General features: G+C 56.2%; 12 protein-coding genes and 1 pseudogene. 7 read left to right on the forward strand and 6 right to left on the reverse strand.

Going from position 1 to position 14545, the window contains the following annotated elements:
- Window positions 1-80: 80 nt before the first annotated feature.
- On the forward strand, window positions 81-377 hold the full coding sequence (locus PCH01S_RS06880) for a DUF3817 domain-containing protein (RefSeq protein WP_042227947.1): 297 nt from the start codon (window positions 81-83) through the stop codon (window positions 375-377).
- Window positions 378-432: 55 nt separating this feature from the next.
- Here PCH01S_RS06880 and modB read toward each other — a convergent pair whose 3' ends face one another.
- The 5 genes from modB to PCH01S_RS06910 form a co-directional block, all read right to left on the reverse strand.
- Window positions 433-1122 carry a molybdate ABC transporter permease subunit gene (gene modB, locus PCH01S_RS06885; RefSeq protein WP_042227949.1) on the reverse strand — a complete coding sequence of 230 codons (690 nt, stop codon included), beginning with the start codon at window positions 1120-1122 and terminating at the stop codon, window positions 433-435.
- 3 nt (window positions 1123-1125) lie between these two features.
- Window positions 1126-1956 carry a molybdate ABC transporter substrate-binding protein gene (gene modA / locus PCH01S_RS06890; RefSeq protein WP_042227950.1) on the reverse strand — a complete coding sequence of 277 codons (831 nt, stop codon included), beginning with the start codon at window positions 1954-1956 and terminating at the stop codon, window positions 1126-1128.
- A 46-nt stretch (window positions 1957-2002) separates the two neighbouring features.
- The gene (locus tag PCH01S_RS06895; protein WP_241688859.1) at window positions 2003-2236 is read right to left on the reverse strand and encodes a GNAT family N-acetyltransferase; all 234 of its coding nucleotides are present in this window, start codon (window positions 2234-2236) and stop codon (window positions 2003-2005) included.
- 30 nt (window positions 2237-2266) lie between these two features.
- Window positions 2267-4834 (reverse strand): ATP-dependent helicase HrpB, encoded by a 2568-nt coding sequence (gene hrpB, locus PCH01S_RS06900; protein WP_042227952.1) that lies wholly within the window; start codon window positions 4832-4834, stop codon window positions 2267-2269.
- 602 nt (window positions 4835-5436) lie between these two features.
- On the reverse strand, window positions 5437-6720 hold the full coding sequence (locus PCH01S_RS06910) for an MFS transporter (protein ID WP_042227954.1): 1284 nt from the start codon (window positions 6718-6720) through the stop codon (window positions 5437-5439).
- 176 nt (window positions 6721-6896) lie between these two features.
- Between PCH01S_RS06910 and PCH01S_RS06915 the strand changes: the two genes are divergently transcribed.
- From PCH01S_RS06915 to PCH01S_RS06925, 3 genes and pseudogenes are all read left to right on the forward strand, one after another.
- A complete protein-coding gene (locus PCH01S_RS06915; protein ID WP_042227956.1) occupies window positions 6897-7715 on the forward strand; it encodes an EcsC family protein in 819 nt (272 codons plus the stop codon).
- A 45-nt stretch (window positions 7716-7760) separates the two neighbouring features.
- A pseudogene (gene gluQRS, locus PCH01S_RS06920) lies at window positions 7761-8730 on the forward strand (tRNA glutamyl-Q(34) synthetase GluQRS).
- Between the two features lie 154 nt (window positions 8731-8884).
- Window positions 8885-10225 carry an MFS transporter gene (locus PCH01S_RS06925; protein ID WP_042227958.1) on the forward strand — a complete coding sequence of 447 codons (1341 nt, stop codon included), beginning with the start codon at window positions 8885-8887 and terminating at the stop codon, window positions 10223-10225.
- A gap of 103 nt (window positions 10226-10328) precedes the next feature.
- On the opposite strand, the gene PCH01S_RS06930 is transcribed toward PCH01S_RS06925, so the two are convergent.
- Complete coding sequence (locus PCH01S_RS06930; protein WP_042227959.1) at window positions 10329-11003, reverse strand: SOS response-associated peptidase; 675 nt, start codon at window positions 11001-11003, stop codon at window positions 10329-10331.
- A 317-nt stretch (window positions 11004-11320) separates the two neighbouring features.
- Here PCH01S_RS06930 and PCH01S_RS06935 point away from each other — a divergent pair, with 317 nt between their 5' ends.
- From PCH01S_RS06935 to PCH01S_RS06945, 3 genes are all read left to right on the forward strand, one after another.
- Window positions 11321-13198: an LTA synthase family protein gene (locus PCH01S_RS06935; RefSeq protein WP_042227960.1), complete on the forward strand. Its 1878-nt coding sequence runs from the start codon at window positions 11321-11323 to the stop codon at window positions 13196-13198.
- Window positions 13199-13438: 240 nt separating this feature from the next.
- Window positions 13439-13879 (forward strand): MarR family winged helix-turn-helix transcriptional regulator, encoded by a 441-nt coding sequence (locus tag PCH01S_RS06940; RefSeq protein WP_042227963.1) that lies wholly within the window; start codon window positions 13439-13441, stop codon window positions 13877-13879.
- Between the two features lie 6 nt (window positions 13880-13885).
- Window positions 13886-14536, forward strand: a complete 651-nt coding sequence (locus PCH01S_RS06945) for an efflux RND transporter periplasmic adaptor subunit (protein ID WP_009672433.1) — start codon at window positions 13886-13888, stop codon at window positions 14534-14536.
- Window positions 14537-14545 lie beyond the last annotated feature (9 nt).

Raw genomic sequence — 14545 nt, forward strand, 5'->3', positions numbered from 1 at the left:
GGATTCGCTCTGTGATAAAGTAAAGAAGCGAAGGCCTCTTCCCTTCCTTATTTTTCTTACACAGGCGGTGTATGTTAACCATGCTCAGCACTCCCATCGGGCGCTTGCGCGTGATCGGCTTTCTCGAAGGAATTTCATTCCTCCTGCTGCTGTTCATCGCCATGCCGCTCAAGCATTTCGCGGATGTCCCTCAGCCCGTCACGGTCGTAGGAGGCTTGCACGGACTGTTGTTCGTCCTCTTCCTGCTCGCCGTCGCCCACGTCACATTCGTCCACCGCTGGTCGATTCTCAAAGTGTTGACCGCCATCCTGGCCTCCTTCCTGCCGTTCGGCACCTTCGTGCTGGACGCCCGTTTAAAGAAGGACGGCTGGTCCTGACCCGTAAAAAAACGAACGACCAAAAACCTGCCGAGGCATGCCTTGGCAGGTTTTTTTATGGAGCGGAGTTTCCGGCAGGCGGATTTTTGCGGAAGTTGCCCGCAAGCAGGAGCAGAAAAGAAAAGGCGACAATCGCCCCCGTCCAGCACCAGGCGAGCGCATAGTCGCCCGAATCGACAGCGGTATAAATGGCCGTCGGTACCGTCTGAGTCCGTCCCGGGATATTTCCCGCGATCATGATCGTGGCCCCGAATTCCCCCAGCGCCCGGGCAAAACCGAGCACAAAAGCGGTCGCGAGCGCCGGTCCGGCAAGCGGCAGCGTAACGTGGAACAGAACCTGCCGTTCGCCGGCTCCCATAGACCGGGCGGCTCCTTCCAGATCCGGGTCGATCGTCTGGAAGCCCGTTTTGGCCGATTGGTAGACAAGCGGAAAAGCGACGACCGTCGCCGCGATGACTCCCGCTCCCCAGGAGAAAACGACCGGCTGGTCCCAGAGCCATTCCGCCAGACGGCCGATCCAGCTTCTCCGGCCGAAAGCGAGCAGAAGCAGAAAGCCGATGACGGTAGGCGGCAGGACAAGAGGCAGCATAAAGACTGTTTCCAGCAAAGTCCTCCCCCTGAACGGTCGTTTATGTACGAGCCGGGCAGCCAGTACGCCGAATACGAACGCCAGCATTCCCGACAACAGCGCGATTTTCAGCGACAACCAGACCGGAGAGAGGAACATTTCCATGTTCACCGGCATGGCTCAGGGACTTTTCAGGCCGAAACCGTACCGGGTGAAAATATCCCGCGCCTCCGCTCCGGACAGGTACTCGTAAAACTTCCGTGCTTCCACCGTCTGCTTCGTGCCCGAAACGATTCCCGCCGGATATTCGATCGACGAAATTCCCGCCGCTTCTTTTGCCGTATACACCGTTTTCACTTTGCTTGAAGCAAGGGCATCCGTTTTGTAAACGAAACCCGCGTCCGCATTTCCCGATTCCACATAAGCCAGCACTTGGCGGACGTCTTTCGTCCACACGATTTTGGGCTGCAGCTTATCCCAGATCCCGGCTCCGTTCAAGACCTCTTGCGTGTAACTGCCCGCCGGAACCGTTTTGGGTTCCCCGACCGCGATCTTCTTCACCGGCTCTTTCAAAAGATCTTCCGGACCGGCGATGCTGGCCGGCGAATCCCCCGGCACGATCAAAACCAGCTCATTGGTCAGCAGGACGCCCGAATGGTCCTTGTCGATGAGCTGCTTATCCTGCAGAGCCTTCATCTGCGGCACTCCAGCCGAAATGAAGAGATCGGCGGGAGCTCCCTGCTCGATCTGTTTCTGCAGAGTGCCCGATGACCCGAAATTATAGAGCAGCTTAACGCCGCTATTGGCGCTTTCGTAACGCCGGCCGATCTCCTCCAGCGCATCTTTAAGACTCGCGGCTGCGGATACGGTCAGTTCCGCCGCCTTCCCGTTTTCTTCCCGGCTCGAGTCCGGTTTGCCTCCCTGGCTGCCGGTTTGTCCAGCGGAGCATGCGGCGAGTCCCAAGAGCAGGACTCCTGCCGCAATCGCTTGCCCTACCCGCTTCATAAGCACAGCGGCACCTCCATTCTTTTCCTAACTTAAAACTTCGTTTGTTCGATTACGAGACTTCCGGTCGGTCAGTGCCCGAAATACCCCATACGGCAGCCAGCTTGCCGCCGTCTTCCGTGACGACAAACTTCATTTTCGGATTATGGAACATTTCGTTCCACTGATGATTCAGGTCCTCACTTGGAGGAATGACGGAGTCTTCCGTATGCAGCTGCCGGTACAGCTCCAGAAGCCCGTCCAGCTCGTCGTGCCGGATTAGCCGGATGATTGCCGTTTCGTTCATATACGTACCGCCTATTCGTCTGTCTTCGGACTATTTGCGCGGCTTCGCCCGGCTGGTCGGAATCGCTTCAAGCGGATCGTCCGGCCAGTAATGCTTCGGGTAGCGGCCTTTGAGATCTTTTTTTACTTCAAAATAAGCCTCTTTCCAAAAGCTCTCCAGATCGCGCGTAACCTGCACCGGCCGCTGTGCCGGAGATAACAGGTGAAGGGTCAAGGGCACGCGTCCGCCGCCGATGGCCGGCGTAGCTTGAAGCCCGAACATTTCCTGAAGCCGGACATACAGAGCCGGCGCTTCCGGCGTACTGTAATCGACCGGGATGCGGGAGCCGCTCGGCACGGTCAGATGGGTCGGCGCCTGCTCATCCAGCAGCCTCCGCTGCTCCCAGGTGAGCATCGCTTCCAGCACGGCCGCCAGATTCAGACGCTGAAGATCTCCCCGGCTTTTCATCCCGTACACGTGCGGACCCAGCCACTCCTCCAGAGCGGCAAGCAAAGCTTCGTCCGAGACATCCGGCCACCGCGCATCATGATGCGCCATAAAGCTCAACCGCTCGCGGAGCTGCCTCGCCTGTTTGCTCCAGCCCAGCATTTCCAGCCCTTGGCTTCTGATCCCCTGAAGAAGGGCATCCTTTATAAGTTCGGGGTCCGGAGCGGCAATAGTGCTCTCCCGGAGGGTGAGCATGCCGAGCGACGTTCTTTTCCGGGCCCGTACAGCCTGAGCATCACGGTCCCATCTCACCGTTATTTCCTCGACGATTTCATGGGCAAAATGCTCTTCAAGCTCGTCCCGCCCCACGGGAGCTCCCAAATAAATGGTACTTTCCGCGCCCTGATCGTCCAGGTCGGCGCAAACGAGCCAAGGCGCAGACGAGAGCAGCTGCATGTCGGGCAGCACGGCCCCTCTGCCGCTGCTGAGAGTAAACCGCCCGGGCGACCGCTGTCCCGCAATGCGGTCGGGAAAAGCGAACGCGAGCAGCAGGCCTGTCCGTTCCGTACTGCCGGATTCGTCCTCCGGCACACCGAGCTCCCGCTTCCAGCGGGCCGCATCGCTGCCGAGACGGCGCAGCACGGAGACATCCGCGCTCCCCGGCGCAGACACGTCCGCGAAGCTTGCCGGCTCCGCGGCGGCTGTGCCGGCGGCACCGCTGTCGTGCGGCGGCCGCTTCGTCCCGCGCCCCGGACCGCTGTAGGCCCGCAGCGCCTCGGCGCGCGGCCGCAGGTCCGCGTCCCGGGCCGATGGCGTGCCGCGGAGAATGTCGCGCTCGCCGAGCAGCGCCGCCAGCTCGCAGGCAAGCCCTCCCGCGCCCAGCGGAAGCGCCGTCAGCGCCATGTGCGCCAGACGCGGGTGCAGGCCCAGCGCGGCGACCTTGCGGCCGTGCGCCGTCACGGCGCCCGCTTCATCGAGCGCCCCGAGCCTGCGGAGCAAGCTGCACGCCTGCGCGTAAGCGGCCGCCGGAGGCGCGTCGAGCCAGGCCAGCTCGTCCGGCCGGGCTCCCCACACGGCGAGGTCGAGCGCCAGCGGAGCCAGATCCGCTTCCGCGATTTCGGGCCGTCCAGCAGGGGCCAGGCGCCTCTCTTCCTGCTCCGTCCACAGCCGGTAGCAGACACCCGGCGCAAGACGGCCGGCGCGGCCGCGACGCTGATCCGCGGAGGCGCGGGAGACCGCCGTCGTCTCCAAGCGGCTCATGCCCGTGCGCGGCGAGAAGCGCGGAACGCGCACAAGGCCGCTGTCAACGACGATGCGCACGCCTTCGACGGTCAGGCTTGTCTCGGCGATCGTCGTCGCCAGCACGATCTTGCGCCTTCCCTGCGTGTCCGGCAGAATCGCGCGGTCCTGCTGCTCCTGCGTCAGGCTGCCGTACAGCGGCGCAACAAGAGCCTGCCCGGCCGGCAACCGGGCGGCGAGTTCCTTTTCCGCCCGCCGTATTTCGGGAGCTCCCGGCAAGAATACGAGAAGATCCCCTTCCTCCTCGCGCCAAGCTTGCAGAACGGTATCCAGGACGGCCGCCGCCACGGGCCCTTTTACGGCTTCCCGCCTGTAACGGGTTTCGACCGGATACATTCTGCCCTCGCTCGTTACGACGGGAGCACCGTTCATCAGCGCCGCCACCGCGTCTCCTTCTAAAGTTGCGGACATAACCAGAAGCTTCAGGTCTTCCCGCAGCAGAGACTGGGATTGCAGGCAGAGGGCCAGGCCCAGATCGGCCGCCAGATTCCGCTCGTGAAACTCGTCGAATAGCACGATCCCTGCTCCTTCAAGAGACGGATCACGCTGAAGCATGCGCGTAAGGACTCCTTCCGTAATGACCTCGATGCGTGTCTTCGGCCCGACCTTCGTATCCGAGCGCATCCGGTACCCGACCGTCTCGCCCGTCTTTTCCCCCAGCAGGGACGCCATATAAGCCGCGGCGGCCCTTGCCGCAATTCGCCGCGGCTCCAGCATCAGGATGCGTTTGCCGTCCAGCCAGGGCTCCTTGAGGAGAGCAAGCGGCACACGTGTCGTTTTACCCGCCCCTGGCGGGGCGATAAGGACGGCGTTCCGCTCCCGCCTCAGCACATCCAGCAGTTCCGGGAGTACTGCCTCCACCGGTACGTTCATATCTGTATCCCCCGTTTAATTCATCAAAAGTCAACGATTGCTTTTTTCAATGATGCTTTGTTCTATTATAGAAGCGATTCTAAAACTGGCTTTCCGTGTACCCTTACAGCCCGCCGAACTTTAAGAGTTCATCCCGCCCAGGGTATGTATTCATGGCAGCGGCTACGAATGGCCTCGTCGTTTTTCCCGCAGGCAAAATCTTTTTATCGGCAGGGTCGCAGTCATTCGCAGCCGAATTGCGGCCGATCCTGTTTACTACCCGGCTTGCAAGTTTGCGCCGGATCGTTTTTTCCAAAACGCGAAAGAACCGCTCCGCTGGCGGCCGGCCTTGTACCCGGTTCAATCCGGCAAAGCAAATAACCGGAAGTAAAGTTCTTTTCACAGCATAAACCAAATGACCGCTTCCCGTCCATTCACCCGATTGCACAAAAAAAGAGGACGATGCCATCGTCCCCTTGGAGCGAACGCCTTGTACGAGGTCCGCCTCCTAGGCCGTAAACCGGTCGCTTCCCGTGAAGCCCGGATCCGGCAAGTAACTAAATCCGCGTTCATCTACCTGATTCCATACCTTCTAAATCCGGCCGCTCTCTTTAACCTTCTTCTCAAAGAGCGGAGGCGACATTGCTTTTGGCAGTCGTGTTGGGGGTTGGCACAAGCTTCGGAAGGATAGAGCCCAAAAGCAGCATGCCCGTCAGGCCAGTTGCGAAGAGCACCAGGGCCATTCCCCACGCGGGAAGGAACCCGCCGATCACGACATTGATGGCGCAGATGAAATGGGCGCCGCTGTACAGCATGCCGTTGACCGCCATATACGAGCTGCGCGCATGATCCGGAACGATGTTCACGAGGAACGCCTGCTTAATCGGAACATAGATCAGTTCGCCGATGGTGGCGATCAGCATCAGGACAAGGAGCGCCCAAGGATGATTGCCCATGGCCAGGTAGCTGTAGCCCGCAATGTTCAGGAAGAGGCCGACGAACATCGTGCGGGTACCTCCGTATTTTTTGAGCAGATAACCGGTAAAAAGCGATAGGACAACGATGGCGAACGTATTCTCGGTCCTCAGAATGCCCAGAAGCTCAAGACCGTTCAGGCCGGTCATGCCCGGCAGCAGAACAGCTCCGTGAATGTCTCTCTCCAGGCGGATTCCGATGTACTCCGTTAAATTAAACTCCACCGAAACCATAAGGAGGCTGGCCAGGACGTAAATCATAAACGTCCGGTCCCGGAATACTTCTCCATAACTTTTCAGAATATGAAAAGGTCCACCGGTTTTCGGGACGCCTCCCTGCTCTACGTGCCCGGCCGCCGGCTCGAGCGTTTCAGACAACCAGATCAGGGTAACGAGGTAAGAGATGAACGTAACCACCGATGCCCCGAGCAGCAGTTCGAACAAGTACGAACTGAACAGAAATGCCCCGATAATACCCGCGATCGAGATCGACAAGTTATTCAGCCAGTACGTAATGCGATACATGAATTTACGGGCCCCGGGCTCCGTCACGTCGATCAGCATGGCGTCCGCCGCCGGCTTGCTCAGTCCCCAGGCCGCTCCGATGACAAGGCTCATCGCCAGGGTCAGGTACGGCGACACGTACCAGGGCGAATTCGCGACCGCCATCACGGCATAAGCCGCGGTACAGACAAGTTCGCTGATCAGCATCAGTTTTTTGCGACCGATGCGGTCCGCATAATACCCGCCGATAAACGTCGCGGCGACTCCTGCGATAATGTTGCCCATGACCGCAAGTCCGGCTGTCGTCGTTCCGAGCGTTTTGGCGAAATAAACCGCCATGAACGGAAGAACCATACCGCTTAGGATGCCCGTCACAAAGTGCATCGTTATCCGTATTTTTACATTGGGGTGAAAATCTCTGAATCTCATATCCGTTTCCTCATCTTCCGTCGGTACTGGGTGCTTGTTTTGATTTTCCCAGTTTACCAAATCGTTCCGGACTAAAAAAGGTAAAAGAACGGAAACGGATTTCCCCTTTTCTGAACCGGTTTACTTCTTCTGTTCGTATTACTAAAAAACACGAAACCACACCAGGAGGTCTGGCCATGCACCCGACGGAAACCAAAGACGAACTTCTCATGCGGCTCAACGAAATCGACAAATGGGAACAAGAGCAGAAAGATATCTTTTTCTGGGAAAAGCTCGGCCGCCTTCCCTTCGCCCTGCTGGACAAGGTTACCCCGCGCTTTCTGCAGGACCGCATCGGACAGCTTATCGATGAGATCGGAAGCTACATTCAAACCGGCGGAAAATATCTCGTTTCGGAGAAAGGGATGCTTGAACATCTTTCCAAACATACGGCGGAGGAAAAAAATTTCCGTCAAGACGTCCCATCCATCCGGGAAGCCGCGCATCTTCCGCTTGCCGTTATGGACCGTGCCGCGGATTCCCTGGCCGAATCCAGATCCGCGCTCGCGACCGTGCAAGGGGCCACCACGGGTTTCGGCGGCATTTTTACACTGGCGATCGATATTCCCGCCCTGCTGGGCCTTTCCCTGAAAGTGCTCCAAGAGATTGCCGTCTGCTACGGTTATGACCCCAACGACAAGAAGGAACGTATTTTTATTATCAACTGTCTGCAGTTTTCGTCCTCCGATATCGTGGGAAAGAAAGCCATCCTGGAGAAATTGTCCGCTTACGATGCGGAAGGCCGGCAGTCCGTCTCCCAGCTCCAAGGCTGGCGGGAGGTCGTCACCACGTACCGGGATAATTTCGGCTGGAAAAAGCTGTTTCAGATGATTCCGATCGCCGGTATGCTGTTCGGGGCGTATTTTAACCGGGGGACGATACGGGACGTTGCCGAAGCCGGCAAAATGCTGTACCGGAAACGCCGCATTCTCGAAAAGTTGAACGATGCCGCTTAAAGGAGTATCTTCATAGATATCTCGTATGAAAGGGGCGTAACCACAATGAGCTCAAACATAGTACGGGGGCGCTTCGCCCCTACTCCGTCCGGCGAACTTCATATCGGCAACGCCCGTACCGCCCTGCTCGCCTGGCTCCAAACCCGGGCGGCGGGCGGTACGTTCGTCCTGCGGATGGAGGACATCGACAAGCCCCGCTGCCGGCCCGAGCTGGCCGAACAAATCACCGAGGACCTGCGGTGGCTCGGCCTCCACTGGGACGAGGGCCCGGAAGCAGGCGATCCTTTCGGCCCTACGTGCAGAGCGCCAGAGGGCACCTCTACGAGGAGGCGCTCCAGACGCTGCGTGAACGCGGGCATCTGTATCCCTGCTACTGCAGCAGGGCCGAGCTTCACGCCATCTCCAGCGCTCCGCACGGCCTCTCCTCCGAAGGCCCGTCCTATCCCGGCACGTGCCGCTTCCTGACGGAGACCGAGCGTGAGGCGCGCGCGGCGGTCAAAGCGCCCGCGCTCCGCTTCGCGATGCCTGCGGAAGACATCGCTTTCCGCGATCTGGCCGCGGGAGCGCAGGTTTTTTCCGGCGGGGCCGGAGGGGACTTCGTCGTGCAGCGGGCGGACGGCATCGTGGCCTACCAGCTTGCCGCCGCCGTCGACGATGCGGCCATGGGCATCACCGACGTCCTGCGCGGCTGGGATCTGCTCGACTCCACCCCGCGCCAGCTGATGCTGCTGCGCGCCCTGGGTTGCGAACCGCCGCGCTACACGCACGTCCCGCTGCTCTACGGGCCCGACGGCCAGCGTTTGTCCAAGCGGCACGGCTCCTTGTCCGTGTCCGCCATCCGCCGCGCGGGAGTCCCGGCCGAGACACTGCTCGGCGTCCTCGCCTGTCGGGCTTGACCGACCGGCCCGAACCGGTGCAGGCTGCCGAGCTGACGGGGGATTTCCGGCTCGCGGCATTCCCGCGGCATCCCGTGCAGCTAAGCCGGCAGCTCCTTCGGCTGCTTTCCGCGGGCTGAAGCCTCGTCCGCTCTCACCCGTTCGGGGAGCCGCGAGAGACGCCTCCGGCCGGCAGGATAAAACTCCTCTCCTCTGCACAAAGTATTCCTAGCTTTGGCGACCGGATCACCGGAGATTCTGAGGAATTCTGACCGAGGAGAGTGAATCCGCCTTATGGAGGCGAAAAAAAAATGGGATCTCATTTCTGTGGCATCCATCCCGCTGATCATGACTCTTGGAAACTCCATGCTCATTCCTATTCTGCCTTTGATCCGTGAAAAGCTTCACGTGACCTCGTTTCAGGTCAGCCTGCTCATTACGGTTTATTCGATTGCAGCGATCATACTTATTCCCGTCGCGGGGTTCCTGTCGGACCGGTACGGCCGTAAAATCGTTATCATTCCCAGCCTGATTATCGCCGGCATCGGCGGCGCCGTTTGCGGAATTGCAGCCTGGTTTATGCCTAATCCTTATATGACGATCCTGCTCGGCCGTCTGCTGCAGGGAATTGGAGCCGCCGGCGCGGCACCTGTCGCCATGCCTCTCGTCGGAGACATGTTTGTGAAGGAAAGCGACGTCAGCAGCGGCCTGGGTATTATAGAAACGGCCAACACGGGAGGCAAAGTACTGAGCCCCATTCTCGGGTCCGCGCTTGCCGCCCTGGTCTGGTTCCTGCCTTTTATGGCCATTCCCGTTTTCTCTCTGACTTCTGTCCTGATGGTCCTCTTTCTCGTCAAAAAACCGCAGAAAAGCGGCAACAAGGTAGCCGGCCCGGACCAAAATCGCTCGAAGGCGGTAAGCAAAGCGGCAGACAAAAACGGAAAGCCGCAAGCGAATTCCCCCAAAGAATCGGGTAACACCGACGGAACGCCGATCTCGCTTCCGGTTTTTCTGAAAGATCTGAAATGGATCTTTTCCAGGAAGGGCAGGTGGCTGTACGCGATTTTTGCCATCGGCTGCATCTGTATGTTTTTGCTTTTCGGGGTTCTTTTTTATTTGTCGGAGCTCCTCGAAGAGAAATACAATCTGCACGGCATTCTGAAAGGATTCGTTCTGGCGATCCCTTTGACTCTGCTCTGCCTGACGTCTTTTATTACCGGCAAAATCATCGGTCAGCATAAGAAGCGGATGAAATGGCTGACCTTTATCGGCAGCCTGCTTTCTTTGGGCGCGACTCTGGGCTGCCTTCCCTTCAACTCGCTATATGGCCTGCTAACGATGCTTTCCCTGCTCGGAATCGGAATCGGGCTCGCACTTCCGTGTCTGGACGCCTTCATTACCGCGGGAATCGACAAAGCCCAGAGGGGCACGATCTCTTCCTTCTACAGTTCTATGCGGTTCATCGGCGTTGCGGTCGGTCCTCCAGCCGTGTCTGTTCTGCTGTCCAGATATCCGACTATTCTGTTCTATGTACTCGGTGCGGCCTGCCTTCTGGCGGCTATTCTCGCTTTATTCGCCATCCATCCGTCCACGGATGAAGAGCCCCGGGCCAAACCGGAGCCTTCTCCCGCCTAAATTTGAATAGGCTTGTCTTCAGGGACAAGCCTCCTCTTCTACGGAAACCCACATTCTCGGAACGATCCTTCCTTCTCCTTCCTTCTATCTTGCTGCTCACCTCTCACTCTTTTATCCAGGCGACTTTTAAATTCATCTCTTCTATACAATGCGATTCGTCCAGTTCCAGGTTGGAAATGGCGGGCGTGACGGGATAGGCTTCCATCGCTTCGGCCGGAAAAGGCTTGAGCAGCGGGATCAGCCGGTCGGTATCTATCGCCCCCTGTGACATCCACTCTCCGATCGAATGCTGATTCAAAATAACCGGCATCTGGTTATGGAAGGAAGTGATCAGCGAGTTCGATTCCGTCATCAGCAGTGTACAGGTCCGAAGCTCTTTCCCTCTCGGGTCGCTCCATACATCATACAAACCGGCGATGCCGAAAACCTCACGATTCCGGGGCACCACGCGAACGGGAAAGCTTTTCTTCCCCTCCGTTTTCCAATAATAAAAGCCCGAGCACGGAACGATACAGCGCTGACGCATAAAAATTTTACGGTAAGCGGGGTCCTGGTGAACCGACATCCCGTCCGCATTAACCGCATCTCTCGCCCAAAAGGGAACGAACCCCCACCGGTATTCATCCAACACAAGCTCCCCGTTTACGGAAACGATTACAGGCACATGCTGTCTGGGCGAGATGTTATACCGGGCTTTGTACGGAACCGCTATCTTGTTCACTTGGAACCGGTTCTGAAGCTCGGCTAGATCGGCCGTCAGCGAATATTGTTTGCACATGGAACTCACCATCCTTTTGCGCTTTATTGTGCCGCGTCCCAGGAAATATATTCTAATTTATCTTCCTTTTTTAGACAATTACCGACATTTTCAGACAAAAAAATTGGTCATTTCCCCTTTTTGGGGTACAATAGTCCAGAAGAATATGGGGTATATCGGTCTCTTGTTAATAAATAGACTTTTTCAATATGAATGGGCATTTCATCAAATAAAGTCTTATATCCATGATTTGGGTTGACATGAAAAGGGACTCGTTCATAATTCCTTAATATTTTTCTTGTATAAAAGTATAGATCGAAAGGAAAGGAGCCTATTGCATGAGCATTCGATGGAAAGAATGGTATAAAAGCATGTTTGTTTGGACGATCGTGCTGCTGCTTGCCAAAATGGCACTGTTCCGGATCTTGGTCTATGACAAACTGACTCTGGACAAAATTTTAATAGACGCCTTCGATGTGGTGGTAATAGCCTGTCTAATCGAGCTTTTCCGGCCCGGGCGTGTAAAAACAGCACTTTTTTGGATTTTCAATCTCTTAGTCAGTTTGGCATTGCTCGCATCCGCTATTTACTTCCAAAACTTTGGAACAGTCCCCATCTACACAACGTTAAAGCAGCTGCATCAAGTGGGACAAGTTTCTTCATCCGTACGTTCGATTATGAGACCGGAGGACCTCTTGTTCTTCGCGGATATTCTCATCGTTCTGCTATTCAAACTCGTCGTGCGCAAAAAACCGAAAAGAAACTACGTGCCTTTCCGGCTTCCGTCACCGGTTACATACGCTCTCATGATCGTGAGCGTTTTGCTGGCCTCCAGTTCCATAGCGGCCGCTTCCGGCACGAAAAACGAACTGAAAAAAGGAGAAGAGCTCGGATTCTTCGCCTATCAGGCCGTTTCGTTGTTTGACGGACTCCGCGCCAACAGAACCAATTACGCGGACATTTCCGAGGTGAAACAAAATCTGACGGAGCTGGAAGCTTCCTTCCCTCGCAGCGCCCCGCTCGCGCCAGGTGCGGCGCCTAATTATTTCGGCACGGAGAAAGGTAAAAACGTGATCGTGGTCCAACTGGAGGCGTTCCAGAACTTCCCGATCAATCTGGAAGTGAACGGCCAGGCGATCACACCGAATATGAATGAGCTGCTCAAATCCAGCTTCTATTTCAACAACTTCTTCCAGCAGGTCGGGCAGGGCAACACTTCGGACGCCGAGTTTATTTCCAATACGTCCATTTACCCGACAGCTACCGTGGCCATGTCCAGCGGCTTCAACAACCGCGAGCTGCCCGGTCTGCCGAGAGCGCTCAACGCCCTTCAATACGAAACGAATACGTTTCACGTGAACGACGTCAAATTTTGGGACCGGGACAAGATGTATCCCGCACTCGGATTTAAACAGTATTTCGACAAGCCGTCCTTTACGAACGATAATTTCAATGCCTTCGGCGCTTCGGACGAAGAGCTGTACAAGACCGGCATGAAACGGCTCGTTGAGCTGAAGAACGAAAATCAGCCATTCTACGCCCAGTTTATTTCGGCCTCCAGCCACCATCCGTTCAAAATACCCGCGGATAAACAGACGCTGGATCTGCCGGAGAACATCAAGGGCAAGCAGCTCGGTGACTATCTGGAAGCCGTCCATTATACGGACTATGCCCTCGGAACCCTGATCAATCAGCTCAAAGAGAACGGCATGTGGGATAATACCGTTCTCGTTCTGTACGGAGACCACTTCGGCCTGCAGCCGCAGGATAACGATCCGAAGATGGTCAGCGAGGCGCTCGGAATCGATTACCACGAGCAGATTTCCCGCTACAACATCCCGCTCATTATCCATGCCCCTTCCCAGAAGGAAGGCAAGCAGATCGAAACGGCCGGCGGCCAGCTGGACATTATGCCGACCGTAGCCAATCTGCTCGGCATCCGGCTGGATGAAACGGGGATTGTGCCGTTCGGGCACGATTTGCTCAACGTGACGAAGAACGTTTCCGGAATCCGGTACTACCTGCCGACCGGCTCCTTCGTCAATAACGATATCTTGTTCGTTCCGGGCGAAGGCTTTGACGACGGGACCGCGGTCTCGCTCAAAACGCACAAGCCCGTGGCTGATTTCAGCCAGTACCGCAAAGATTACGACTACATCATGGACCTGATGCAGCTATCCGATGAATATGTGAAGCTGCTTCCCGTCCGCAAATAATGTATCATCAGGTAACAGGAGCCGGGACATAACGCAGGCACCTGTACAAGAAGGCGGCGCCCTCCAAGGGCGTCGGCCTTCTTTCTTTTTGGCCCGAAAGCAGCCTAGAGACGATTGGAAAGATGTGGAGAATCTTCCGTTTTGATTTGTTTGACATGTGATTTGTTCCGTAGCATAATATTTACTATAGAATGTTTCACTTGTGAATCATTAAACAGTGCAACGATAGGAGGCGAGAGCATGGAGAGCCCGCTTTACCCCATCTATACTTCTTTTCGTGAAGTTAATCAGACGATCAAGCGTATCCTTCGCACGAATGCGGAAGCGATGGGGTTATCCCATGTGCAGTTCACGATTCTTCGGCTCCTGAGTAATTGTCCCGGCACGAATGTGACGGAGCTTGCAGAGCGCATGCAGCAGACAAACAGCTCGGTCAGCGTGGCCATCGAACAATTGGTCGGGATGGGACTTGTGAATCGAATCCGCAGCAAAGAAGACCGCCGGAACGTCAAATTAAACTTGACCGATAGAGGTACGGAGAAGGTAAGGCTTTCAATGAATGAAGATTCGCATCTTTATAAACAGCTTGTGCGGATCTTGGAAGTCCCGCCTCAGGAGATTCAAAACATGCTGGACACGCACCAAAAAATTTTAGATCGGCTAAACGCCAAGGAGGAATAAAGTAAGATGGGTTACACCAGAATCGTTATCACCAACGTAGTTGTCATTATTGTTTTAATTGTCGCCGCTGTTACCGGCTATTATTTCTATAATCAGTCGACCACCTATATCAAAACCGAAAATGCGCAGATCGCCGGCCAGCAAATGCTGATTACCGCTCCTGCCACAGGAAAGCTTGAAGACTGGAAAGGCAAAGTCGGCCAAGTTTTTAAAGCCGGCGACGTGATCGGTACCGTTCAAACGGCCGGAGCTCAAGGAACTACCGCCGTGAACGTGTCTATGCCTGCAGACGGCACAGTCGTACAGACAAGCGCTTATGACAATGAAACCGTAGCTCCCGGCACACCGCTCGGTTATGCCTATAACATGGGAAGTCTTTTCGTAAATGCCAATATTGAAGAAACGCAGCTCAAAAACGTCAAAGTCGGCCAGACCGTCGATATCTATGTCGATGCTTTCCCGAACAATACGCTGACCGGAACCGTGAATCAGATCGGCCAGGCTACTGCCGGTACGTTTTCCATGCTTCCGCAAAGCAACAGCAACGCGAACTACACGAAAGTCACTCAAGTTGTCCCGGTTAAAATTATGCTGACCGATAATCAAGGGGTTGCACTCGTACCCGGTATGAGCGCCGAGGTCCGCATCCATAAGTAAGGAGCGATT

The sequence above is a fragment of the Paenibacillus chitinolyticus NBRC 15660 genome, assembly GCF_000739915.1.
Classification (GTDB): Bacteria; Bacillota; Bacilli; order Paenibacillales; family NBRC-103111; genus Paenibacillus_F; species Paenibacillus_F chitinolyticus.

Bases quoted from the DNA above. Each gene is read 5' to 3' on its own strand.
- PCH01S_RS06880 (WP_042227947.1), top strand. From the start codon at position 81: ATGCTCAGCACTCCCATCGGGCGCTTGCGCGTGATCGGCTTTCTCGAA.
- modB (WP_042227949.1), bottom strand. From the start codon at position 1,122: ATGCCGGTGAACATGGAAATGTTCCTCTCTCCGGTCTGGTTGTCGCTG.
- PCH01S_RS06895 (WP_241688859.1), bottom strand. From the start codon at position 2,236: ATGAACGAAACGGCAATCATCCGGCTAATCCGGCACGACGAGCTGGAC.
- hrpB (WP_042227952.1), bottom strand. From the start codon at position 4,834: ATGAACGTACCGGTGGAGGCAGTACTCCCGGAACTGCTGGATGTGCTG.
- PCH01S_RS06910 (WP_042227954.1), bottom strand. From the start codon at position 6,720: ATGAGATTCAGAGATTTTCACCCCAATGTAAAAATACGGATAACGATG.
- PCH01S_RS06915 (WP_042227956.1), top strand. From the start codon at position 6,897: ATGCACCCGACGGAAACCAAAGACGAACTTCTCATGCGGCTCAACGAA.
- PCH01S_RS06925 (WP_042227958.1), top strand. From the start codon at position 8,885: ATGGAGGCGAAAAAAAAATGGGATCTCATTTCTGTGGCATCCATCCCG.
- PCH01S_RS06930 (WP_042227959.1), bottom strand. From the start codon at position 11,003: ATGTGCAAACAATATTCGCTGACGGCCGATCTAGCCGAGCTTCAGAAC.
- PCH01S_RS06935 (WP_042227960.1), top strand. From the start codon at position 11,321: ATGAGCATTCGATGGAAAGAATGGTATAAAAGCATGTTTGTTTGGACG.
- PCH01S_RS06940 (WP_042227963.1), top strand. From the start codon at position 13,439: ATGGAGAGCCCGCTTTACCCCATCTATACTTCTTTTCGTGAAGTTAAT.
- PCH01S_RS06945 (WP_009672433.1), top strand. From the start codon at position 13,886: ATGGGTTACACCAGAATCGTTATCACCAACGTAGTTGTCATTATTGTT.